This is a genomic window from Micromonospora sp. NPDC047620, assembly GCF_043205005.1.
Taxonomy (GTDB): Bacteria; Actinomycetota; Actinomycetes; order Mycobacteriales; family Micromonosporaceae; genus Micromonospora.
In genome coordinates this window covers 48,904-71,163 of record NZ_JBIDDG010000019.1, presented here as the reverse complement: position 1 = coordinate 71,163, position 22,260 = coordinate 48,904, and the positions used below count along the sequence as shown (strand labels likewise).

The following is a 22,260-nucleotide window of genomic DNA, read 5'->3' as shown; positions in this document are numbered from 1 at the left end:
TTCTCCAATCGCAACTCGTGTTGCTTTTTGAGTCTGACATGATGGGAGGAGGTAACGCAACAGTCGGTGCGTTAAAGGAGGTGTCCGATGTCTGCCGGCCAGCGACCGGGCGGGCGCAGCGCCCGTGTCCGGGCCGCGGTCCTCGCGGCTGCCCGTGGTCTTCTCGTTGACGGGTACGGCGAGCTGACCGTCGAACGGATCGCCCAGGCGGCCGGCGTCAACAAGACGTCGGTCTACCGCCGGTGGACCGACCTGGAAGGCGTCCTCGGCGACCTGCTCAGCGAATACGCCAGTGCGGTCGTCCCGATCCCGGACACCGGCGACCTCGAGACTGACCTCGAAGAACTGGCGTTGCTGATCCGGCGCGGCATGACCGGCGAACCTGGCGACCTGATCATGGCCCTGGCCGCGGCCGCGCCCCGCAACCCGCGCGCCGCGCAGGTTGTCCGCGGCTTCTTCGCCGAACGGTTCGGCCTGGCCGAGGCCGTCGTCGACCACGCGGTCGCCTGCGGCGAACTGGCTGAGGGCACCGATATCCGGGCCGCGATCGAGATCCTGGGCGCGCCCTTCTTCCTGCGGCTGCTCGTCGTCGACGAACCCATCGACGAGGAGTTCGCCCGACGTGCCGCCGCCGCGGCCGCCGCGGCCCTGCGAGCCGGCGTCTTCAGTCCGGCGCGAGAACCTCGTCCGGCCGTGGGTACCGGTGCAGTGGCTTCCGCCAGCCGTCCCGGCCGGCAGCCCGATCCCGGGCGGTGACATCGATACGTGCGTCGAACCGCGACGCGGAAGCCCTGGTTCACGACGGTGCCGATGGACGCCGGGGTTACGCTCTGGCCCGCGGCCATCGCGTGATCCTGTCAGCAAAGTTCCTACGGCTCCGCCGCAGGGACCGCCGCTTCTGCGTAGTCGGCGTTGCCTGTCCCGCTCCGTCAACGTGCCGTGGCGGACCTTCCATCAGCTACCTTCGGGCCCATGCTTCCCTTGCACGTCACCACCTGGGACGCGCCCCAAGCACGTGACGACCAGGTCATCCTGATCCACGGCACCATGACATGGGGACTCGCCGCGTTCGGGGCGCAGCAGCCACTCGCCGGTCATCGACGGATTCTGGTAGTCGACCGGCGTGGCTTCGGCGCCAGTCCGGACACCGAGCAGGGCGACTACGACGTGGACGCCGACGACATCCTCGAGCTGATGGATCGACCCACTCATCTCGTGGGTCACTCGTACGGCGGCGTAGTCGCGCTCCTCGCCGCGGTCCGGCGCCCGGAGTTGGTGCGCTCGCTGGCGTTGATCGAGCCGTCGGCGCTGGCGGTCGCGGCCGACCACCCGGTCGTGGCCGCAGCGCTGGAGAACAACCGGCGGTACGTGGCGGCCTCGCGATCGATGTCGGCGGAGGAATACCTCCTCGCGGCGTACGGCCCGGACGAACATGTGATCCCCGAGCCCCGAGAGTTCGCGGTGCGGGCCGCGGAAACCGCCCTGCGGGAGCGCCCGTGTTGGGAGGCCGACCTGCCTGTCGACGCGCTCCGCCCGCACGACTACCCCAAGCTGGTGCTCGCGGGCACCTGGGAAACCGCGCAGTCAGACTACCGGTCCAGTACCGGCGAGGCGTTGATCGTCACCGCCAGCATCGTGGCGCGGCGGATCGGCGCCCGCCTGCATCGAGTGCCGGGGGCGGACCATGCACCGCATCAGCAGCGCCCGGACGAGGTCAACCGCCTGCTGCTGCAGCTGTGGGATGAGGCAGACGACACCTCAGCCTGTAGCGGCGGTGGCGGGCAGTTGACCCCGGCCAGCGGCCGCGGCACCGACGACTGACCCGGTCTCCTGCTGGCCACCGGCTCGGCCGGTCCCAGCACGACAACTAACGATCAGGCGGCAGCCTCATCGTGCTGCCTCCTTCCTGGTCGCCGACGGGGTCGTCGCCGGATATCCCTCTCGGTCGATGGGAGTCAAGGCAGGATCTCGACGTACCCGTCGGTTCCGTGCACGCGAATCCGCTGCCCATCCCGGATCAGCTTGGTCGCGTGCTCCACACCGACGACGGCGGGCAGGCCGTACTCCCGGGCGACCACCGCCCCGTGGGTCATGAGGCCGCCCGCCTCCGTCACCAGCCCCTCAACCACGACGAACAGGGGTGACCAACTCGGGTCGGTGTAGGCGGTGACCAGGATGTCGCCTGGTGCGAGGTCGGCCTCGGACATGTCCAGGATGACGCGAGCTCGCCCCTCGACGATTCCACCGGAAACCGGGAGGCCGACCAGCGCGTCGTCCGGCACATCGTCTCGTCGGTACGCCCCGGCGACGCCTTCCCCTTCCGACGTGAGCACCCGGGGCGGTGTGAGTGCTTGATACGACCTGAACGCGTCCTTGCGCCGCCGGATGAGCTGATAATCCGCCTGGTTCGTGCGCACGGCGTCGTGAAGCTCCTGGAACGTGAGGTAGAAGCTGTCTTCCTTCTCACGAAGCACGTTGGCCTGCACGAGGCGCTCGGCCTCTTTCAGCAGGGCCTGCTTGTAGACGAAGTAGCGGCTGACAATGCCGTACTTCGGATACTCCCGGTACCCGATGAAGGTCCGGACTCGGTCGATCATCCGCTTGGTCTCTTCGGCTTTCCGCTCCCCGTCCGGCAGCGCACGCAAGCGCTCCAGGACGTCGTGTTCCTTCTTCTCCGCCTCCTGGCGCCCCTGCTCGACGCGCCGCTCGCGAGCGCCCGGCTCGAAGTTCCTGATGTTGTCGAGGATGACGGACACCAGCGTGGTGGGGCGTTCGCCCCAACGCGGCCTCGTGATGTCGATCTCGCCGACGCAGCGCATGCCGTACCTGTCGAGGTAGGCCCTGATGGCGTCTCGCGCATCCCGGCCGCCCGGGAGCTCGGCCAACTCATCCAGGAAGCCTTCGTCCCTGACCTCCTGCAGGAAGGCCACCACCTCCGGATGCGGGCGGATGACGTCGGCGACGTCCAGGAGCGCCAGCCCCATCTCCGACGTGACGTTGTGGGGCGCGGACAACGTGAGCGTGTCGGCCGCATTCTTTTCGCCCAGCCACGCCTGCAACTGCTCGTTGAGCCACCACGAGGCTTCCATCCCCGCCATGATCACCTGCATGCTCCGCGGATCGCCGAGGAGCCGCTTGTGCTCCTGAAAGGACGCCAGGAGGAAGTCGAACAGCGCCGGCCCGGACTTCGTCGCGATGTCGCGCTGCAAGGTGGCGACGGAGGCCTGGCTGCGTTCGATCAGCTCGGTGACGATGGCCGGGTCGGTCTCGACCGGTTCGGGGGCGCCGCCACCACCGGGCGGCCCTGCCGGACCCTGATCGGGCAGCGACGGGATGAAGTCGCCGCGGTCGATGACGGTCTCCATCGCGTTCCTGGTCAGCGGATCGGATTTTCCCATGGCCTCCAGCAGGCCGGCGCGGCTCGACGGCGTTGCCAGGGCTCGGGTGACGTCGACGAACAGCCTCCCACCGGCGTCCTGCATCGGCGCGAGGGCCGTCAGCTTCCACATGGAAAGCCCCAGGGGTTTCATGGGGTCGGTCATCATCTGCTGGTGACCGACGGAGACGTAGACGTGGTTGGCTCCGTCGCCGGCCTCGGGGACGGGGAACAGCGTGGTGATCGGCCGGCTCTGGACGACATGGAAGTCACCGTCGACCAGGCACCATTCGATGTCCTGAGGATGACCGAAGTGGGCCTCGATCCGCCGGCCCAGCTGCACCAGCCGCACGACCTGCGCATCCGTCAGCGCCGGCTGCTCCTGCCGCTGCGAGTCGACCGCCTGTTCCTTCGTCCCGCCAGCCGGCAGGGCGTGGATGGCGAGCCGCTTGGTGGCGATCGCCTTGTCGATGATCTCACCGTCGCGCACCTTGTAGGCGTCCGCGTTCACCAACCCGGAGACCAGGGCCTCGCCGAGGCCGAAGCTGGCCTCCACAGAGGCGACCTTCCGGTTGGACGTGACGGGGTCGGCCGTGAACAGGACGCCGGCCACCTGCGGAAAAACCATCTTCTGCACGACAACGGCCATGTGGACGGTGCGGTGGTCGATGCCGTTGCGCTGACGGTAGGTCACGGCCCGCTCGGTGAACAGCGAGGCCCAGCACCGGCTGACGTGCTGGAGGATCGCCGCCAGCCCCATGATGTTCAGGTACGTGTCCTGCTGCCCTGCGAAGGAGGCCGTCGGCAGGTCCTCTGCCGTCGCGCTGGACCGGACGGCGTAGGCAGTTCGCTCACCCAGCTGGGTGAGAGCCCGGGTGATGGCTGCCGCCACATCGTCGGGGAGGACGATCGCTTCGATGGTCCGGCGGATATCCGCGCTGAGCGTGCGGATCGCCTCCCGGTCGTCCGGCTTCAGGCGCGACAGCTGGTCGAGCATGCCGTCGATCGGCGGCGCTTCGGCGATGATCCGCCGGAAGGCGTCCGTCGTCACGCAAAAGCCAGCCGGCACCCGGATGCCGTCGATTCGCGATAACGCACCCAGGTGCGCGCCCTTGCCGCCAACGACCGCGACCTGCGTCTCGTTGACCTCTTGAAGATTCAACACGTACTGCTCGATCATCGCGATACCTCCGAGGCGGCCGTCCCGCGCCGCACCCCACCCACCGGGCGGATCACCCGCGTCTCGAGCTCGGTCCCACCTTCTGGGGTTGTCGTCACCTCGCCCTGCCTTCCCCTGTGACGGTCGGCTGGCCCCTCCGTCCGTTCGGGCGGCGCGCACACCCACATCTCCGCGCCGATCGGCCGCGATCGCACCCCGAACGCGGCCAGCGGTTCGACGTCACCGGGCCTGCCATGGGTCGTCAACAACACACGCACGTCGTGCACCATTTCCTCGTCCGTTTTGGGTCCGGCCGACGATTCTGCGGTAGACCCCGGGTCTTGTGGCAAGGCCCCCGGTGCGATATACGTTCAAGTGGGATCGTTCACTTCGTTGTTGCCCCTGCGGTCTGAAGCTCTTTCTGAAGCGGTGGCATGACGCGAACGGCGGTACACAGCGTCGGCCCAGCAGGATGTCGAATCGGTCTAGGGATGCAGCCGAGGACGAGACGTCTTCCCTTCTTCGGCAAACCCCGAACGTGAGCGCAACCCCAAGTCTCCTCACGACTTGTATGCCATGCATGCCACAGCGATGGCCGCATCGTCTGGATCAGGCTGCAGCACAGGCTCGTAACCCACGATAAGGTCACAACCGATGGGCGGCCGTGACGACAGCACCTTGATCTTTCTCGACGTGGATGGGCCGCTGATCCCGTTCAAAGCCCGCTCGGGGAGCCGCAAGCTTTCGCCAGGAGGCGCTGTCCCGCCGGACGGTAGAGGCAACCCGCTGCTCGATCGGCTTGATCCGGAGGACGGCCGGCGGCTGTTGGCCCTGGGATGCGAGCTGGTTTGGGCGACGACGTGGATGGCGGATGCGAACGAGGTTGTCTCGCCGCTGCTCGGGCTTCCCGCTCTGCCCGTGGTCGAGTGGCCGGACGGTGACGAGGAGCCGGAGTCCGGCCTGCACTGGAAGACCATGACTCTGGCTTGGTGGGCGATGGGACGGCCGTTCGTCTGGCTTGACGACGAGATAACAGAGGCTGACCGGCGCCGGGTCACGGTCAACCATCCGGCGCGAGCGCTGTTATGCCGTGTCGACCCGTACGTGGGTCTGACCGAAGCCGACTTCTCGGAGGTGCGTCAGTGGCTCGCCCAGTGACGACCGGTGACATCGGGGTCAGCGAGCTACCGGGTCGTCCAGGTCAGCCGAGCGACACCGCGGTGCTCGACCGGGCCGCGCTGTCCGCGACCCTCGGCATGGCCGGCGAGTTCGGGCAGGTCGCGGACCGGCTGACCGAGCTGGCGTACGAGAAGGGGGCGCCCGACAACATCGCCTGCGTCGTCGTACCCGCGTAGGCGCCACCGCCGCACCCGCCCTGCACCCCGGGGCCGGTGCGTGCCGGACGGTCGTCACCGGCGGCCGACGAGTGCCGGCGGAGAGTTTCAGCCGACGGGCCCGACTGCTCCACTCAGGTCGCCGGCCTCGGTGCGGTGGCCTTCGGCGCGGCTCGCCGGCAGCACCGTGGGGGCGGGCCCGGTCGAGTCGCGGACCACCAGGAGGTGGCCGGTCGACCGGCGGCGGGGGCGGGTCGACCGGGGCTTGAGCGCGAGCGACAGCGCCATCCGCCCCATGTCGGTCATCGGCAGCCGGATGGTGGTGAGGCTGGGGGCGAGGTCGGCGGCGACGGAGACGTCGTCGAACCCGACGACCGACATCCGCTCGGGCACGGGGATGCGGTTCGCCCGCAGCGTCGACAGCACGCCGATGGCCATCGCATCGTTGAGCGCGATGATCGCGGTGGTGCGGGGGTGGTCGCGCAGGATCCGTTCGGCGGCGACCCGGCCGCCGTCGCGGGTGAAGTCGCAGTGCACGACGGGAAGGTCGTCGAGGGAGAGCCCGCGTTGCCGCAGGGCGGTCGCCACGCCGGCGAGCCGGTCGGCGACGGTGGTGAGCCCGGCCGTGCCGGCTGCGACGGCGATGTGGCGGTGCCCGAGGTCCAGCAGGTGCTCGGTGAGGGCGCGGCCGCCGGCCTCGTTGTCGGGCAGGACCGCGTCGACGCCGAGGGCGTGCCGGCCGATGACGGCGACCCGGCCGCCCTGGCTCTGGAACTCGGCGAGCTCCGCGCGGGCCTCGGCCTCGATCCGGGCGTCGTCGTAGCCAGAGCCGGCGACCAGGATGATCCCGACCCGCTGCGCGATGAGGTGGCGTAGCTGGCGTAGCTCCGCGTCCGGGTCCCGGCCGGAGTGGCAGATCTGCACCAGCAGCCCCTCCTCGGCGGCCACCTGGATGACCCCGCCGGCGATCTCCGAGAAGTAGGGGTCGTCGACCTGGTGCACGACCAGCCCGACCGTCGAACTCGCGCCGCCGGCGAGGGTGCGGGCGTACGGGTTGGCGACATACCCCAGCTCCTGGGCGACCTGCCGCACGCGCCCCGCGACCTCCTCGCTGACCCCCTCCCGTCCGGCGAGCGCGCGGGACGCGGTCGCCAGGGAGACGCCCGCGCGCTCCGCCACGTCGATCAGCCGCAGTCTCGGGCCTGGCCTGGGCATCGGCAACTCCCTGGAAACATCGATGTCAGCTGAACTATTGCCAGTGACGCAAGCCACAGCCTAGTCTACGAAAGCGCTTTCGCAAGCGCTTCCGTCCCGGCAAAGGAGCGTCTCGGGATGACAACCCGTTTGAAGCGAATCCAGTGGATGACAGCACTCGGCGCGAGCCTCACCCTCGCGCTGGCGGCCTGTGGTGGCGGCGGTGGCGGGGGCTCCTCCGACGCCGACGATCCGATCGTCGTGGGGATCTCCCTTCCCCTGACCGGGGACTTCTCCGAACCGGGCAAGGGTGTCCAGCGCGGCTACGAGGCCTGGGCCAAGATCACCAATGACAAGGGCGGCCTCCTGGGCCGCAAGGTCGAGCTGAAGATCCTCGACGACCAGTCCAACGCGGACCGTGTGGTCGCCGACTACGAGCAGCTGATCGGCAAGGACAACGTGGACCTCGTGGTGGGCCCGTTCTCGACCCGTCTCGTCGTGCCCGCGGCCCGGGTCGCCGAGGAGTACGGCATGCTCTTCGTCGAGCCGGCGGGCGCGGCGAAGGAGGTCTTCGAGCAGGGCTTCAAGAACCTGTTCTACGCCGCCCCGGCGGTGGCGAACGACCACTACAACCACCTGGCCGAGTACATCCTGGCACTGCCGCCCGACCAGCGGCCGAAGACCGCGGCGTACGCGGCCATGGACGACCCGTTCGCGCAGGGCACGGCGTACGGACTGAAGGAGAAGCTCGAAGCGGGCGGCGTCCGCACCGTCGTCGACGAGGTCTACCCGCCGAACACCACCGACTTCGGCAGCATCGCCGCGAAGATCGCGTCGTCCAGGGCCGACCTCGTGGTGGGCGGCTCCCAGTACCAGGACGGCGTGAACCTGATCGTCGCCCTCCAGCAGTTCAGGTACCAGCCGAAGCTGGCCGCCTTCTCCACCGCCCCGACGAACCCCGAGTTCGCCGCGGCGATCGGCAACAAGACCGAGGGGATCCTCTCGCCGACCGGGTACACGCAGGACGCGCCGTACCCGAGCAACAAGGAGTTCGTCGAGAAGTACACCGCGCAGTTCGGCTCGCCGCCGGAGGAGGACGAGGCCAACGCGTACACGACCGGGCAGGTCGTCGCGGCGGCGATCACCGCGGTGGGCTGCGCCGAGCAGGGTGAGTGCCAGAAGAAGTTGGTCGAGTGGGTCCGCGGCAACACCGTGGAGACGGTGGTCGGCCCGCTCTCCTGGGACGAGACGGGCAAGCCCAAGGGCGCCCACATGATCCAGCAGTGGGTGGGCGGCAAGATCCAGATCGTGCTGCCGGCCGACGCCAAGGAGACCGACCTCGTCTACCCGAAGCCGGCCTGGTAGGACGACATGCCCTCCGGTGCCCTGCTCTTCCAGAGCGTCATCCTGGGTCTGCTGCTGGGAGGGCTCTACGCCCTCCTGGCAGCGGGACTCACCCTCTACTTCGGGATCATGCGGGTCGTGATGATCGCCCACTCGGCGTTCCTCATCCTCGCCGCGTACCTCGCCTGGTGGTCCCACACCCGGCTGGGCGTCGATCCGCTGCTGTCGATGATTGCCACCGTGCCGCTCTTCTTCGCCTGCGGCGTCCTGCTGCAGCGGCTGCTCCTGGCCCGGCTGCGCCCGACCACGCTGACCATGATGTCGGTGCTGCTGACCTTCGCGATCGCGGTCGCCATCGAGGGTCTGCTCGGCTACGTGTTCGACGGCACCCAGCGGCGGGTCCAGCTCGGCTACGGCTCGGCGAGCTTCGGGATCTTCGGTGCCCGGGTCGCGGTGGTCAAGCTGATCGCGTTCGGCCTCGCCGCCGTCGCCCTGGCCACCCTCTACCTGCTGATGAAGAGGACCACCTTCGGCTGGGCCCTGCGGGCGACCATCCAGCACCGCGACGCGGCGCGCCTGGTGGGCATCGAGACCGAGCGGGTGGCCGGGTACGGCTTCGGCCTCGGCCTCGCCACCGCGGCCGTCGGCGGCACGGCCCTGGCCCTCGACACCACCATCTACCCGTCGCTGCACTGGCACTGGATCGGCCCGCTGATGGCCATCATCGTGGTGGGCGGGCTGGGCAGCGTACCCGGTGCCGCGATGGCCGCGATGGTGCTCGGCATGCTGCAGAGCCTGCTGCAGATCCCGCTCGGCACGACCTGGGCGCAGACCATCTTCTACCTGGCCCTGTTCGCGACGCTGGCGTTCCGGCCACAAGGTTTCTTCGGAGGTCGCCTTGCCCAGCGCTTCTGACCCGACGACGGTGGCCGTCCCGCCGGCCGGGGCGGTGACCGCGCGGCGCAGCCTCGACCGGGCCCTCCAGGTGGCGGCGGTCGTGCTGCTCGCCGCGGCGGTGCTGGCCTTCCCGTCCCTGGCACCCAACCCGTACATCCTCTCGGCGGGCGTCGTGGTGCTCAACTACGCGGTGCTCTCGACGTCGTGGAACTTCGTCGGCGGGTTCACCGGGTACATCTCCCTCGGCCACGGCGCCCTCGCCGGGCTCGGCGGCTACGGGACCGCCCTGCTGGTCACGAAGGCCGGCCTGCCGAGCTTCGTGGCCCTCGCGGTGGCGGCCCTGCTGGTGGCCGCCCTCGCCGTACCGATCGGCTTCGCCGCGCTGCGGGTCCGCGGCGCGTCGTTCGTCATCGTCTCGATCGCGCTGGTGCTGATCCTGCTGCTGGTCTTCCAGAGCTGGGCGTCGCTCACCGGCGGGTCACGCGGTCTGGTGGTGCCGCGCCCGTTCCCGGACCTGCTCCGTCCGGAGCACCACCGGGCGTTCTACTACCTGTTCACCGGCCTGCTCGCGCTGGCCCTGCTGGCCTGGTGGGTCGTCGACCGCTCCCGGTTCGGCCTCGGGCTGAAGGCCATCCGGGAGGACGAGGACAAGGCGGAGGCGCTGGGCACCCCGACCTTTGCGTACAAGCTGGTGGTGTTCGTGGTCTCTGCGGGGTTCACCGCCCTGGGCGGCGGGCTCTACGCGCTCTGGTTCGGCGACCTCGACCCGGTGTTCCAGTTCTCCATCCTCACCGGCTCGTACCTGGTGCTGATGGCGCTGCTCGGCGGCGTCCGGAACCTGTTCGGCCCGCTGATCGGCGCGCTGGTGGTCGGCATCGGGCTGGAGTACTTCAAGGTGGAGTTCGGCGACACCCAGCTGCACCTGGTCGCGACGGGCCTGCTGCTCGCGCTGGTCGTGCTCTTCATGCCCGACGGCGTGCTGCCTGCGATCGGTTCCCTGCTCGGTCGGATGCGGCCGGCGCAGAACTCGATCCGCGAGATCACGGCCGCGCAGCTGCGCCAGCAGCGTGCCACGGCCGCCGCCGCGCCGGCCGCGCGGGAACCGGTGGACGCCGCCGCCGGCACCGCCGGTGCGCGGGCCCAGTCGACGGAGGAGCGGGCATGAGCGAGCGAAGTGAGCGAGTCGTTTGGCTCAGTGCGGTGGTGCCTCATGACGGCACGGAGCGAAGCGGAGTGCCGGCATGAGCGAGCGAAGTGAGCGAATCGTTTGGCTCAGTGCGGTGGTGCCTCATGACGGCACGGAGCGAAGCGGAGTGCCGGCATGAGCGAGGTACGAGGGTTGGCCACCGCCGGGCTCACCAAGGCGTTCGGTGGCGTGGTGGCGCTCGACGGCGCGACCATCGCGTTCCAGCACGGCAAGGTCAACGCGCTGATCGGGCCGAACGGGTCGGGCAAGACGACCTTCTTCAACTGCGTCACCGGGATGATCCGGCCGGACGGGGGGCAGGTCACCTACCGCGGGCGGGACATCACCGGCGCGGCCCCGCACCGCATCGTCCACGCCGGCGTCGGCCGTACGTTCCAGCTGTGCCGCGTCTTTCCCCGGATGACGGCGCTGGACAACGTCCTCGCGGCCGTGCGCCCGACCGGCCTGACCGGCCTGCTGCGTGGCGCCCGCGCCCACGCGGAGGTCGACCGTGCCCGGGGCTGGCTCACCCGCCTCGGCATCGAGCACCTGACCGACGTGGAGGCGCGCAACATGTCCTGGGGCCAGCAGAAGCTGCTGGAACTCGCCGGTGTGCTGATGAGCGACCCGGAAACCGTCCTGCTCGACGAGCCGGCCGGCGGCGTCAACCCGGCACTGCTGGACCGGATCGGCACCCTGGTCCGCGAACTCAACGCCGAGGGGCGCACGTTCGTGATCGTCGAGCACAACATGGACCTCGTGATGAGCGTCAGCGACCACATCGTGGTGTTCGACCGCGGCCGCCCGATCGCCGAGGGTCCGCCGTCGCTCATCCGCTCCGACGAACGCGTCCTGGGGGCCTACCTTGGCGTCTGAAATCGAACTCGTCGACATCCAGGCCGGCTACGGGCGCGCCGCGCCGGTGCTGCGCGGCCTGACCGTCTCGGTGCCCGCGGGCCAGATCGTCTGCCTGGTCGGCCCCAACGGCGCCGGGAAGTCCACCGTCCTGAAGGTCGCCAGCGGGCTGCTCAGGCCCCGCTCCGGGCGGATCCTCGTCGGCGGCGTGGACGTGACCGGCCAGGGGCCGCAGCGGATGCTCGCCTCCGGCGTCGCACACGTCCTGCAGGGGCACAGCGTCTTCCGCGAGATGACCGTGGCCGAGAACGTCCTGCTGGGCGGCTACACGTTGAAGGACAAGGCATTGATCGCCGAACGGACGGCCTTCGTCAAGGAGGTCTTCCCGGTCGTCGCGCAGCGCTGGAACTCGCTGGCCGGGCTGCTCTCCGGCGGGCAGCAGAAGCAGGTGGAGTTCGCCCGGTCGCTCATGGTCAACCCGAAGGTCGTGCTCCTCGACGAGCCGTCCATGGGCCTGGACCCGAAGGCGACGACGACCGTGTTCGAACAGGTCGTGCGAATGCGCGACGCCGGTACGGCGGTGCTGCTCGTGGAGCAGAACGCCCGGCGGGCGCTGGAGACGGCCGATCTCGGCTGCGTGCTCGACCTCGGGCGCGTGCACATCTCCGGGCCGGCGCCGCAACTGTTGGCCGACCCGCAGCTCGGCGAGCTGTACCTCGGCGGACGGCCCGCCGAGCCGACGGCACCGCCGAAGCGGTAACAGACCCCGACGTGACAGCGGCACACAGAGTTGGAGCGTGAGCACGTAAGCGCTTCCGAAAGCGGTTGCTTGCTCCGCCAGAGCTGAAACGAGGCGTATCGCGATGACCAGAACGAGACGGCTCGCCGTCGCCGCCGCCGCCGTACTGGCGACCGGTGTGCTGGCGGGCGCCGGGGCACCACCGGCCCAGGCCGACCGGAGCAAACCCCGCGACGTCCATCCCCACCTGCGATCGGGCCTGGTCGCCTTCTACGACTTCGACCACCCGGCGGTGGGTGACGCGGCGCTCGAGCGGGACCTGGGCCGCTCCGGCACCGAGATCGAACTCGTCGACGGCGGCGCCGACATGCGCGTGGCCGAGCATGCCTACCCGGGCAGCGGCAACGCGTTGCAGACCCGGCAGGTGAACCCCGCCCAGGCCGGCAACGACGACTGGAAGGCGGGCGCCTGGTCGGCCAGCGGCGTACGCACCCTGCGCCCCTTCGCCGGCACCCGGGGCACCACCGTGATGGGCTGGTTCAAGATGGAGATGGACGCCCCGGCGCTCAACTCCACCACCGCCAACCCGGCCGACCGGTTCAACGCGATCGGGCTGGCCGGCGTGCTGACCGGCGACTCGGACGGCCACGGCGTCCGGGCGCTGCTGGAACTCATCGACGTCAACGGCGAACTGCGGCTGGTCGCCCTCGGCCGGCGCCTCGACGGGGGCAACTCGCAGACCTTCGCGGCGAGGGAGGACTGGCGGACGCTGCTGCCGAAGGGGGAGTGGGTCCACCTCGCGGCCACCTTCGACTTCAACACCGGCGCGCTGGCGCTCTACCGCAACGGTCAGCCGGTGGACGGCTTCTACACCCGCACCGACGACCCGTGGCTCGTGTCCGGCCCCGGCCCGCACGTCACCACCGCCTCGGACCCGCGAGGCATCAAGATCGGCGGGAGCTTCCCGCAGGACACGCTGGAGCGGAACCCGTGCGACTGCCGCATGGACGCCCTGATGTTCCTCGACACCGTCGTCTCGGCGTCCGACGTCGAGAAGCAGTACCGCTACATGGCCCGCTGACCACCCTCCGCACCGCTTCACCGGGAAGGAGACCCGCGTGCGCAGCATCCGCAAGACCCGCAGATCCGCGCTGACGGCCGGGCTGACCGCCGCCACCCTCGTCCTGTCCACCCTGGTAGCCGGCCCCGCCCGAGCCGCCGGCCCCGTCCACGACCCGGTCGTCGAGATGCCCAGCCAGTCTCGGCTCGGACTGGTCCTGACCGAGTACGCCAGCTTCCCGCAGTCGTTTCCCATCCCGGCACCGACCGACCAGCGGCTGATGCGTACCGCCCGCATCAACACCATCATGGAGCTGCCCGACGGCTCCGGCCGGCGTGCCGTGCCGGACCTCAACGGCCACCTCTACCTGGTCAGGGACGGCGTGCCGCACGTCTACCTGGACGTCGCCGACACGTTCGCGCCGCAGTTCTTCTCCGGCCGCGGGCTCGGCCAGGGCTTCGGCTACGTCGCGTTCCACCCCGAGTTCGGCACCAACGGCCGCTTATACACCATCCACACCGAACAGGCGTCGCTGGCCACCAGGGCACCGGACCACGCCCAGGCCAACAGCATCTTCCACGGCGTGATCACCGAGTGGACGGCGACCGACCCGGCCGCCGACACGTTCTCCGGCAGCCGGCGCGAGCTGCTGCGGATCGGCTTCGCCGGCCAGGTCCACGGCATCCAGGAGATCAACTTCAACCCCACGGCGCGGCCCGGCCAGCGCGACTACGGGCTGCTGTACCTGGCCGTCGGCGACGGCGGCACCGGCGTACGCAACACCGAGCCGCAGAACCTGGGCATGGTGCACGGCAAGCTGCTACGCATCGACCCGCAGGGCACCGACTCGGCCAACGGGCAGTACGGCATCCCGGCGGACAACCCGTTCGTCGACCGGGCCGACGCCCTGGGTGAGGTCTACGCGGTCGGGTTCCGCGACCCGCACCGGTTCAGCTGGGACCCGGCCACCGGCCGGATGTTCCTCGGCCACATCGGCGAGCACGCCATCGAGGCGATCTACGAGGTGCGCGCCGGTGACAACTTCGGCTGGAGCGAGCGCGAGGGCGCGTTCGTCTTCAACAAGGCGGGGAGCGCCTGCGACAAGCTCCTGCCGCTGCCGCCGAACGACGCCAACTTCGGCTACACGTACCCGGTCGCGGCGTACGACCACAACCCGGCGGCCGGCTGGAACTGCACCTCCGACGTCGGTGTCGCGGTGGCCGGCGGGTTCGTCTACCGCGGCAACGAGCTGCCCGCGCTGAAGGGCAAGTACGTCTTCGGTGATCTGGTCGACGGGCAGGTCCTCTACACCGAGGCCCACGAGATGCGACGCGGCCACGACCTGGCCACGATCCACCGCCTCGCGCTCTTCAACGCCACCGGCGAGCCGGTGCGCATGCAGGACCTCTCCGGCCCCGGCGCCCCGGGCAACCCGGAGCGGGTCGACCTGCGCTTCGGCGCCGACGCCGCCGGCGGGCTCTACCTTCTCGCCAAGGCCAACGGGAAGATCTGGAAGGTGACCGGAACCCGGGAGTTCGCGGGCGGCGACGTCGGCGGCACCAAGCTGCACAAGCCCTCCGGCCCGGACGGATGGGCGCCGGTGACCCCGTCGAAGTGGCAGTTCGACCGTGACGAGGTGATCCTCGCCGAGGCGGGCGTGAGCCGGCCAGGCCCGCGCCGTCCGTTCGAGTACGCGGTGGTGACCGACGGGCCGGAGTGGTCGTCCGTGGAGATCCAGGCCGACGTCCGGCTCGACACGCCGGTCGAGGTGAACAACCGGGACGTGATCATCGTCTTCGGCTGGCGCTCGGACACCGAGTTCTACTACGCCCACCTGTCGACCGACAACACGATCCTGCCGCACAACGGCATCTTCAAGGTCAACAACGCCGACCGGCAGCGCATCGACCACCAGTGGAACGGCCGGTCGCGCGGCGCGAACCCGGCGATCGTCGACGCCGACTGGCACAAGGTGCGCGTCGTGCACCTGCCGGCCACCGGCGAGATCGCGGTCTACGTGGACGGCAAGACGGACCCGCTGATGACCGCGAAGGACACCACGTTCGGCTCCGGACGGGTCGGCTTCGGCTCGTTCGACAACATCGGCCGGCTACGTCACCTGACGGTGACCGGAACCCCGGCCTGAACCGGTCCGGCGGGGACGACGGCAAAGCCGCCGTCCCCGCCGGGGACGGGCAGTGTGCGGCACCCGGCCGGCCCGGGTGCCGGAGATGACCCCTGAGGAGAGTGGGACGATGACGGCACGTGTCCCGATCGGCATCGTGATGAACGGCGTGACCGGGCGGATGGGCTACCGGCAGCACCTGGTCCGGTCGCTGCTGGCCATCCGCGAGCAGGGCGGCGTACCGCTGCGTGACGGGAGCCGGCTCTGGCCGGAACCCGTCCTGGTCGGGCGGAACGAGGCCAAACTACGCGACGTCGCGGCCCGGCACGGGTTGACCGACTGGACGACCGACCTGGACGCCGCGCTGGCGCGACCGGACGTCTCGATCTACTTCGACGCGCAGGTCACCAGCGAACGGGAGAAGGCGATCGGGCTCGCCGTCGCGGCGGGCAAGCACATCTACACGGAGAAGCCCGTCGCCACCACCCTGCACGGCGCGGTCGAGCTGGCACGCGTCGCCGACGCGGCCGGCGTACGGCACGGCGTCGTGCAGGACAAGCTCTTCCTGCCCGGCCTGCGCAAGCTCGACCGGCTCGTGCGGGGCGGGTTCTTCGGCCGGATCCTGTCGGTGCGCGGCGAGTTCGGCTACTGGGTCTTCGAGGGCGACTGGCAGGAGGCCCAGCGGCCGAGCTGGAACTACCGGGCCGCCGACGGTGGCGGAATCGTCGTCGACATGTTCCCGCACTGGCACTACGTCCTGGAGCAGATCTTCGCGCCGGTGCGGGCGGTCACCGCGCACGTCACCACCCACATCCCGCGCCGGTGGGCCGAGGACGGTCAGCCCTACGACGCGACCGCCGACGACGCCGCGTACGCGATCTTCGAGCTGGACGGCGGCATCGTCGCGCAGGTCAACTCCTCCTGGGCCGTCCGGGTGAACCGGGACGAACTGGTCGAGTTCCAGGTCGACGGCACCGAGGGCAGCGCGGTCGCCGGCCTGCGTCGCTGCCGCGTCCAGCACCGGGCCGCCACCCCGAAGCCGGTCTGGAACCCGGACCTGCCGTCCACCGACGACTTCCGCGCGCAGTGGCAGGAGGTACCGGACAACGAGGTGTTCGACAACGGATTCAAGGCGCAGTGGGAGATGTTCCTGCGGCACGTCGCGGAGGACGCCCCGTACACCTGGGATCTGTGGGCCGGCGCGCGGGGTGTGCAGCTGGCCGAGCTGGGCCTGCAGTCGGCGCGGGAGGGTCGGCGCGTCGAGGTCACGGAGCTGCGGCCGTGACCCGGACCGTCAACCTGCCCGACGGGCCGCTCATTCTCTCCGGTGCCGGGCGCGAGCACGTCACGCCCGGCACCCGCTTCACCAGCCGGGTCGCGTACGCCGCCGCGCACGTCGTCGCCGACCCCCGCGCGGAGAACGTGCCGGGCGCGCCCGCCGCCGTCGACTGGGACGCGACCCTGGCGTTCCGCCGGCACCTGTGGTCGTACGGGTTCGGCGTCGCCGAGGCGATGGACACCGCCCAGCGTGGCATGGGCATGGACTACCCGGCGGCGCGCGAGCTGGTGCGGCGCTCGGCGGCGGCCGCCCGGGCCGAGGGCGGCGCGATCTGCGCGGGCGTCGCCACCGACCAGCTGCCCGCCGGCCCGGCCACGCTCGACGAGATCCGCAAGGCGTACGCCGAGCAGCTCGCCGACGTGCAGGACGCCGGCGCCCGGCCGGTACTCATGTGCAGCCGTCACCTGGCCGCCGCGGCCCGGTCCGCCGACGACTACCTCGACGTCTACGGCCGGCTGCTGGCCGACGCCGACGGCCCGGTGGTGCTGCACTGGCTCGGCCCGGCGTTCGACCCGGCCCTCGCGGGCTACTGGGGCGACGCCGATCCCGCTCGGGCCGCGGACACCGTGGTCGCGCTGATCGGCGCGCACACCGGCAAGGTCGACGGCGTCAAACTGTCGCTGCTCGACGAGGACTTCGAGGTCGCGCTGCGCCGGCGCCTGCCCACGGGGGTACGGCTCTACACCGGCGACGACTTCAACTACCCGGCCCTGATCCGGGGGGACGGCGCGGGCCACTCCGACGCCCTGCTCGGCGTCCTCGCCGCGATCGCGCCCCCGGCCGCCGCCGCGCTGCGCGTGCTGGACACCGGTGACCTGGCGGCGTACGACCGGATCCTGGCGTCCACGCTGCCGTTTGCCCGGCACCTGTTCGGCGCCCCGACCTTCTACTACAAGACCGGCATCGTGTTCCTGGCCTGGCTCGCCGGTCACCAGGACCACTTCACGATGGTCGGTGGTCTCCAGTCGGGGCGGTCGCCGGTGCACCTGGGCGGGCTGCTGCGGCTGGCCGACGCGGCCGGGCTGCTGCCCGACGCCGAGCTGGCCGCGCACCGCGCGCGGGCGTTCATGACCACGGCGGGGGTGACGCAGTGAAGCGGTTCGCGCTCAACTCGGCGACGACGAAGCGGTGGCCGCTGCCGGAACTCGTCGCCGGCTGCGTCGACGCCGGGGTGTCCGGGGTGGGGCTGTGGCGGGAGGATCTGGCCGCGTACGGGGTCGAACCGGCCGCGGCGCTGGTACGGGACGCGGGCCTGACCGTCACGTCGCTGTGCCGCGGCGGGTTCTTCAACACTCCCGGCTGGCTCGACGAGAACCGGCGGGCCATCGACGAGGCGGCGGCGGTGGGCGCGCCGGTGCTGGTGCTGGTCTCCGGCGGCCTGCCCGACGGCAGCCGGGACATCGACGGTGCCCGGGCGCACGTGCGGGACGCGATCGGCGAGTTGGCGCCGTACGCCCGGGCCGCGGGGGTCCGGCTCGCCGTGGAGCCGCTGCACCCGATGTTCTGCTCCGACCGGTGCGTGGTCGCCAGTCTCGGTCAGGCCCTGGACCTCGTCGCGCCGTATCCGGCGGAGACGGTGGGCGTCGTCGTCGACACGTACCACCTCTGGTGGGACGACCAGGTGTGGGCGCAGATCGCGCGGGCCGGCCGGGAGGGACGCATCGCCTGCTTCCAGATCGCCGACTGGGTGACGCCGCTGCCGGCGGGGGTGCTGCTCGGCCGGGGGCTGCCCGGCGCGGGCTGCGTCGAGCTGCGCCGCTTCCGGGAAGCCGTGGACGCGGCCGGCTACGACGGACCGGTGGAGGTGGAGGTCTTCGCCGAGGAGGTGTGGGCACGGCCCGGCCGGAAGGTGCTCGACGAGGCCGTCGCCGGCTACCTCACGCACGTTGCCTGAATCGGTGCCTTCGGCTCTATTCTTGCGCGGTGCCGTACGCCGACCTCAGTTTCGAGCAGTGGAACGACCGGTCTGACGGCGCTGCCCGCCGGATGGCCCAGGACATCGCCGACCGCCACGACCTGACCGTGGTGGGCCTGAGGAACACGGCGTACGCGGGGCGGTCGCACCGGATGGCGCTGTTCGACCGCAACGGGATGCGATTCGCTCTGGTACCCGGCGGCCGGCCGACTCTCGGCTACGACGCGGCCCGATTCCAGCCCTTTCCGGAGCAGGCGGCCAGCTACGCCGACAGCGCCGACGAGTACGCTCTTCCACCGCTGGCCGAGTACGTCGACGCGATGACCTCGCCGGTACGCAGCGCCGAGATGCCGGCGATGCTGATCGCGGTGGAAGCGTTCGACCCGTGCGAGATTCCGCTGGCGCCGGACGACCCTCGGGTACTCGAACTCGTCGCGTCGACTGAGAATCGGCGCGGCCGGGTGAAGATATTCCGATCTGGTGGCGGGCTGACGGTCGAGTTCGACCAGACCGGGCAGGTGGCGCGGGCCCGAGCGACCCGGGAGGTCTCCCACGACGAGGCCATGGCCGGGCTCGCGAGCGTCGGCCTGCGGACGACCACTGCGGATGAGTGGGAGTGGGCGTGTGGAGCCGGTGCGGCGACCCTGTTCCGCTGGGGCGATGACTGCCCCGACGACGGCTACCCGTTCGACTACAAGACTGGCGCGCACCGCGAGGCGAACCTGTGGGGGTTGGCGATCGGGCAGGATCCCTACAAGCACGAGGCGACCACCGAGCGAACCATCGTGTGCGGCGGCGATGGCGGCAGCACCACCTGTGGCGGAAGCGGATTCTTCCTGGGCTGGCTCACCCTCGCGACCGCCTACCGCGACAAGGATTTCGGCCAGTGGCTCGCCTCCGACGACCGGTACGCCGACGGGATCCTGACCCGGCCCGTCATCAACCTGAGCTGAGGAGCATCAAGGGTGAATGACCGGACGCGCGAACTTCTCGACGCCGCCGTACGGGAACAGCTTGATGCTCATGGGCGTGTGGGAGGCCGCGCCCATGGACGAAGCTGAGAGAATCGCCTACTTCCAGGCCGATGAGCCGCCGCGCGAGTGGCTGGACTGGGTCGCGCACCAGCTCTGGCCGGATGTGGACTTCGGCGAAGCGGGCGTACGCCGCCTGGCCGAGCACGGAATCGGCGCAGCGCGGTGACTGATCGTCCGTTGCTGTTCCTCGACGTGGACGGGACGTTTCTGCCCTTCGGCGGCGCCGGAGGCCCGATCGGCGACGACGACAACCCTTGCTGGCAGGTCTGGACGGGGAACACGGACGCCGACTTGCTGCGTTGCCTTGCGACCTCGTCCGGGCTACGACCTGGATGGCCGAGGCGAACGAGGTGCTCGCACCACGGCTCGGCCTACCTCCGCTCCCGGTCGTCGACTGGCCAGACGACGAAGACGACGGCGGTCGGCTGCACTGGAAGACGCGCCGCCTCGCCGAGTGGGCGGCAGGACGCCGGTTCGCCTGGGTGGACGACGAGATCACCGACGCCGACCGGACGTGGGTAGCGGCGAACCACGGCGCTTCCGCGCTCCTGCACCGCGTAGACCCACGCCGTGGCCTCACCGACGCGGACTACCAAGCCGTCGCCCAGTGGCTGGACGAGGAAGCCCAGTAACGCAACCCCCATCCGGCGCCGAGGACATTGCCTCGCAGCCCGCAGTCCATCACGTGCGCCTGATCCGCTATCGGTTCAGCCGATGGCCTTGGCGTCGCTTTCCAGAACGTCGACCAGCCGCTGCTTGACCTCGTGGCGGTGGGTGATCTGCTGCCGGGGGCCGTCTGGTCGGACCCGTATCCCGCAGTCGACGAGTACGTAGAGTGCCCGCAGTGTGCGCAGCGTGTTGGAAACGTACGTGGGTGTGGTCGAGGCGGACACGGCACGGAAGTCGGCGGTGATCGGGTCGAGCCAGCTCGTTGACGCCGCGGCGGTGAGCTCCGGGCGGGTCAGAGTCAAAGCGACGGCGCGGGCGAGGCGGTCGTCCTCACGCTCGGCCCAGAGGTGGTCGGTGCGGGCGAGCAGCCGGGCGCCCGCCAGGTCGAGCATGGCGGCGGGATCGACGTCACGGTGGCGGCCGAAGGTGCCGAGCAGGTCGGCACCGTGCGCCACCGCGTGCAGCCAGCCCAGCCGCGGGTCGTATCCCCGCAGGTCCGTCTCCGCTGGATACCAGCGACTGAAGGCGTCGAGCCAGCGCGGACGGAAGTCTCCCCGACTGACGATCATGTCCAGGACCAGGGGCGCGAAGGTACGGGCCTCGGTGTGCGGGTCGGTGAACCGGTCGGCCATCTCGTCGCCGAGTTGCTCACGGCGATCACCGGCGATGACGTCGCGTTCGATCCAGGTGCGCAGCACGACGTACGGATGACCGTCGCGGATGCCCGGGTCCGGATCGCGTAGGCACTGCGCCAGTTCCGCGGTCAGTTCGTTCAGCTCACGCCCTGATGGAAGGCGACAGTCGTCGTCGAAAATCTTGATCCAGTCGGTCACGGGCGGCAAGCTACCGTGCGCTGATCGAGTCTCGCCAGCCGATAACGGCGCCGGCTGATCGGCTCGGCCGGGATTGCCACCGCCCAGGCCGCGCATGCCCAGTCTGGTCAGGCGTTGATAGGCGGGTGGAGGATGTCGACATGACCACGACCGTGTCTCGTCCTGGCATCGGCCTACTGACTTTCGAACGCGGGCCCGGCGACCTGTCCACATGGAGACTCCAGCAGCCGGTCACGAGCTCGGCCTACCGCCTGCCGATCGCGGTCAACATCCTGCTCAACGGCGTCGAAGACCTCGACCACGTCGATCTGCCAATGATCGCCCACGTGCTCGACGACATCGATCACTACCTGGTGACAGGGCTTCGCTTCGTGCGCGCCACGATGCTGACCGATCCGGCCTGGTTCGGCTTGACCGAGGACGAGCTCGATCCCTACCGGGAAGTCTCTGCCGAGGAGCTTCCGCTGGACAACCCCCAGCTCAACTTCTACGCCGACAGCGAGTGGATGCTGCACTTCCAGGAGGGACGCTTTGCCGTCTGCGACCCCTACGGCCTGGCTGTGATATTTGCCCAGCACCGGCCGGTACGGCTGGAAGACCTGAGCGACGCCGAGGAAATCGACTGATTCGCAGAGCACTACATTCGTATCGTGCCGGCATGAGCGACGAGCCGATTGATCCGGACGATCGCCCCGAGTGGTGACGCGGCGGCGGGCGTCCGGCTGGCCAAGGTGTATGCCCGGGCGGGCCAGCTGGACGAGGCGGTCCGCGCCTATCGGCCAGCGATCGGTGGAAAGGGTGTTTCTCGATGGCCGCTGGGTGCGCTGTTGGAGAAGCTGGGCCGCGCCGACGAGGCGGTAGCCGCCTACCAGGCTGCCGTTGACGCGGGCCAGGGGCGCGTTCGCGTGCGGCTGCTGGCGGCACAGGGCCGCCTGGAGGAGGCGACTCAGCTCGTCCGGGACAAGCTGGCCGAGCTGGGCCACAACCCTTTCTATCGGCAGCTTGGCTGGCTGTTGACCGAGCAGCGGCGCTTCGAGGAAATCGAGGCCGAGGCACTGCTGCTCAAGGACAACCTGGTAGGGCTGTCGTATCTCCTCGCCGGCGCCCAGCAGTCCGCGAACTACCACGAGGACTGTCCAGCCGGCTGCAAGGGCAGCACCCGGGTGGTGCGACACCTCCCAGGGACGCTGGGATGACGTGC

The 22,260-nt window shown here is 70.3% G+C and carries 21 protein-coding genes and 1 pseudogene; 19 read left to right on the top strand and 3 right to left on the bottom strand.

The window, feature by feature from the left end; genetic code table 11:
* Positions 1-87 precede the first annotated feature (87 nt).
* Positions 88-756, top strand: coding sequence for a TetR/AcrR family transcriptional regulator C-terminal ligand-binding domain-containing protein (locus tag ACGF5C_RS22800; protein ID WP_393304579.1), 669 nt, complete (start codon positions 88-90; stop codon positions 754-756).
* Positions 757-972: 216 nt separating this feature from the next.
* A complete protein-coding gene (locus tag ACGF5C_RS22795) occupies positions 973-1,821 on the top strand; it encodes an alpha/beta fold hydrolase (protein ID WP_393304577.1) in 849 nt (282 codons plus the stop codon).
* 134 nt (positions 1,822-1,955) lie between these two features.
* Here the strand turns inward: ACGF5C_RS22795 and rph are convergent, their stop codons facing one another.
* Positions 1,956-4,556, bottom strand: a complete 2,601-nt coding sequence (gene rph / locus ACGF5C_RS22790) for a rifamycin-inactivating phosphotransferase (RefSeq protein ID WP_393304575.1) — start codon at positions 4,554-4,556, stop codon at positions 1,956-1,958.
* Between the two features lie 633 nt (positions 4,557-5,189).
* Here rph and ACGF5C_RS22785 point away from each other — a divergent pair.
* Positions 5,190-5,693, top strand: a complete 504-nt coding sequence (locus ACGF5C_RS22785; protein WP_393304573.1) for an HAD domain-containing protein — start codon at positions 5,190-5,192, stop codon at positions 5,691-5,693.
* Positions 5,678-5,890 (top strand): hypothetical protein, encoded by a 213-nt coding sequence (locus ACGF5C_RS22780; RefSeq protein ID WP_393304571.1) that lies wholly within the window; start codon positions 5,678-5,680, stop codon positions 5,888-5,890. Before ACGF5C_RS22785 ends, ACGF5C_RS22780 begins: the two co-directional genes overlap by 16 nt.
* An 87-nt stretch (positions 5,891-5,977) precedes the next feature.
* Here the strand turns inward: ACGF5C_RS22780 and ACGF5C_RS22775 are convergent, their stop codons facing one another.
* On the bottom strand, positions 5,978-7,084 hold the full coding sequence (locus ACGF5C_RS22775) for a LacI family DNA-binding transcriptional regulator (protein ID WP_393304569.1): 1,107 nt from the start codon (positions 7,082-7,084) through the stop codon (positions 5,978-5,980).
* Between the two features lie 117 nt (positions 7,085-7,201).
* On the opposite strand from ACGF5C_RS22775, the gene ACGF5C_RS22770 reads away from it, so the two are divergent.
* The 13 genes and pseudogenes from ACGF5C_RS22770 to ACGF5C_RS22710 all read left to right on the top strand — a co-directional run bounded on the left by ACGF5C_RS22770 (position 7,202) and on the right by ACGF5C_RS22710 (position 20,189).
* A complete protein-coding gene (locus ACGF5C_RS22770; RefSeq protein WP_393304567.1) occupies positions 7,202-8,428 on the top strand; it encodes an amino acid ABC transporter substrate-binding protein in 1,227 nt (408 codons plus the stop codon).
* 6 nt (positions 8,429-8,434) lie between these two features.
* Complete coding sequence (locus tag ACGF5C_RS22765) at positions 8,435-9,322, top strand: branched-chain amino acid ABC transporter permease (protein ID WP_393304565.1); 888 nt, start codon at positions 8,435-8,437, stop codon at positions 9,320-9,322.
* Positions 9,306-10,469, top strand: a complete 1,164-nt coding sequence (locus ACGF5C_RS22760; protein ID WP_393304563.1) for a branched-chain amino acid ABC transporter permease — start codon at positions 9,306-9,308, stop codon at positions 10,467-10,469. Before ACGF5C_RS22765 ends, ACGF5C_RS22760 begins: the two co-directional genes overlap by 17 nt.
* Positions 10,470-10,625: 156 nt before the next feature.
* Positions 10,626-11,366 (top strand): ABC transporter ATP-binding protein, encoded by a 741-nt coding sequence (locus ACGF5C_RS22755; RefSeq protein ID WP_393304561.1) that lies wholly within the window; start codon positions 10,626-10,628, stop codon positions 11,364-11,366.
* A complete protein-coding gene (locus ACGF5C_RS22750; RefSeq protein WP_350682651.1) occupies positions 11,356-12,105 on the top strand; it encodes an ABC transporter ATP-binding protein in 750 nt (249 codons plus the stop codon). The genes ACGF5C_RS22755 and ACGF5C_RS22750 overlap by 11 nt, the downstream gene beginning before the upstream one ends.
* A 103-nt stretch (positions 12,106-12,208) precedes the next feature.
* Entirely contained in the window at positions 12,209-13,165 is a 957-nt protein-coding gene (locus ACGF5C_RS22745) for a LamG-like jellyroll fold domain-containing protein (protein ID WP_393304559.1), read from the top strand.
* Between the two features lie 37 nt (positions 13,166-13,202).
* Complete coding sequence (locus ACGF5C_RS22740; protein ID WP_393304557.1) at positions 13,203-15,290, top strand: PQQ-dependent sugar dehydrogenase; 2,088 nt, start codon at positions 13,203-13,205, stop codon at positions 15,288-15,290.
* 109 nt (positions 15,291-15,399) lie between these two features.
* Positions 15,400-16,554, top strand: a complete 1,155-nt coding sequence (locus ACGF5C_RS22735) for a Gfo/Idh/MocA family protein (protein ID WP_393304555.1) — start codon at positions 15,400-15,402, stop codon at positions 16,552-16,554.
* Positions 16,551-17,702 carry a DUF993 family protein gene (locus ACGF5C_RS22730; RefSeq protein WP_393304553.1) on the top strand — a complete coding sequence of 384 codons (1,152 nt, stop codon included), beginning with the start codon at positions 16,551-16,553 and terminating at the stop codon, positions 17,700-17,702. Before ACGF5C_RS22735 ends, ACGF5C_RS22730 begins: the two co-directional genes overlap by 4 nt.
* Positions 17,699-18,502 (top strand): sugar phosphate isomerase/epimerase family protein, encoded by an 804-nt coding sequence (locus ACGF5C_RS22725; protein ID WP_393304551.1) that lies wholly within the window; start codon positions 17,699-17,701, stop codon positions 18,500-18,502. The genes ACGF5C_RS22730 and ACGF5C_RS22725 overlap by 4 nt, the downstream gene beginning before the upstream one ends.
* Before the next feature lie 29 nt (positions 18,503-18,531).
* Entirely contained in the window at positions 18,532-19,476 is a 945-nt protein-coding gene (locus tag ACGF5C_RS22720; RefSeq protein ID WP_393304549.1) for a hypothetical protein, read from the top strand.
* Between the two features lie 16 nt (positions 19,477-19,492).
* Positions 19,493-19,723, top strand: a complete 231-nt coding sequence (locus tag ACGF5C_RS22715) for a hypothetical protein (protein WP_393304547.1) — start codon at positions 19,493-19,495, stop codon at positions 19,721-19,723.
* Positions 19,720-20,189 (top strand): annotated as a pseudogene (locus ACGF5C_RS22710) (HAD domain-containing protein). The gene ACGF5C_RS22715 and the pseudogene ACGF5C_RS22710 overlap by 4 nt, the downstream one beginning before the upstream one ends.
* Positions 20,190-20,264: 75 nt before the next feature.
* Here ACGF5C_RS22710 and ACGF5C_RS22705 read toward each other — a convergent pair.
* Complete coding sequence (locus ACGF5C_RS22705; RefSeq protein WP_393304545.1) at positions 20,265-21,155, bottom strand: DUF2785 domain-containing protein; 891 nt, start codon at positions 21,153-21,155, stop codon at positions 20,265-20,267.
* Positions 21,156-21,199: 44 nt separating this feature from the next.
* Between ACGF5C_RS22705 and ACGF5C_RS22700 the strand changes: the two genes are divergently transcribed.
* Positions 21,200-21,685, top strand: a complete 486-nt coding sequence (locus tag ACGF5C_RS22700) for a hypothetical protein (RefSeq protein WP_393304543.1) — start codon at positions 21,200-21,202, stop codon at positions 21,683-21,685.
* Between the two features lie 48 nt (positions 21,686-21,733).
* Positions 21,734-22,255: a hypothetical protein gene (locus ACGF5C_RS22695; RefSeq protein ID WP_393304541.1), complete on the top strand. Its 522-nt coding sequence runs from the start codon at positions 21,734-21,736 to the stop codon at positions 22,253-22,255.
* The last annotated feature ends 5 nt before the right edge of the window (positions 22,256-22,260 follow it).

Bases quoted from the DNA above. Each gene is read 5' to 3' on its own strand.
- ACGF5C_RS22800 (WP_393304579.1), top strand. From the start codon at position 88: ATGTCTGCCGGCCAGCGACCGGGCGGGCGCAGCGCCCGTGTCCGGGCC.
- ACGF5C_RS22705 (WP_393304545.1), bottom strand. From the start codon at position 21,155: ATGCGCGGCCTGGGCGGTGGCAATCCCGGCCGAGCCGATCAGCCGGCG.
- ACGF5C_RS22755 (WP_393304561.1), top strand. From the start codon at position 10,626: ATGAGCGAGGTACGAGGGTTGGCCACCGCCGGGCTCACCAAGGCGTTC.
- ACGF5C_RS22765 (WP_393304565.1), top strand. From the start codon at position 8,435: ATGCCCTCCGGTGCCCTGCTCTTCCAGAGCGTCATCCTGGGTCTGCTG.
- ACGF5C_RS22715 (WP_393304547.1), top strand. From the start codon at position 19,493: ATGACCGGACGCGCGAACTTCTCGACGCCGCCGTACGGGAACAGCTTG.
- ACGF5C_RS22745 (WP_393304559.1), top strand. From the start codon at position 12,209: ATGACCAGAACGAGACGGCTCGCCGTCGCCGCCGCCGCCGTACTGGCG.
- ACGF5C_RS22775 (WP_393304569.1), bottom strand. From the start codon at position 7,084: ATGCCCAGGCCAGGCCCGAGACTGCGGCTGATCGACGTGGCGGAGCGC.
- ACGF5C_RS22770 (WP_393304567.1), top strand. From the start codon at position 7,202: ATGACAACCCGTTTGAAGCGAATCCAGTGGATGACAGCACTCGGCGCG.
- ACGF5C_RS22785 (WP_393304573.1), top strand. From the start codon at position 5,190: ATGGGCGGCCGTGACGACAGCACCTTGATCTTTCTCGACGTGGATGGG.
- rph (WP_393304575.1), bottom strand. From the start codon at position 4,556: ATGATCGAGCAGTACGTGTTGAATCTTCAAGAGGTCAACGAGACGCAG.
- ACGF5C_RS22795 (WP_393304577.1), top strand. From the start codon at position 973: ATGCTTCCCTTGCACGTCACCACCTGGGACGCGCCCCAAGCACGTGAC.
- ACGF5C_RS22735 (WP_393304555.1), top strand. From the start codon at position 15,400: ATGACGGCACGTGTCCCGATCGGCATCGTGATGAACGGCGTGACCGGG.
- ACGF5C_RS22700 (WP_393304543.1), top strand. From the start codon at position 21,200: ATGACCACGACCGTGTCTCGTCCTGGCATCGGCCTACTGACTTTCGAA.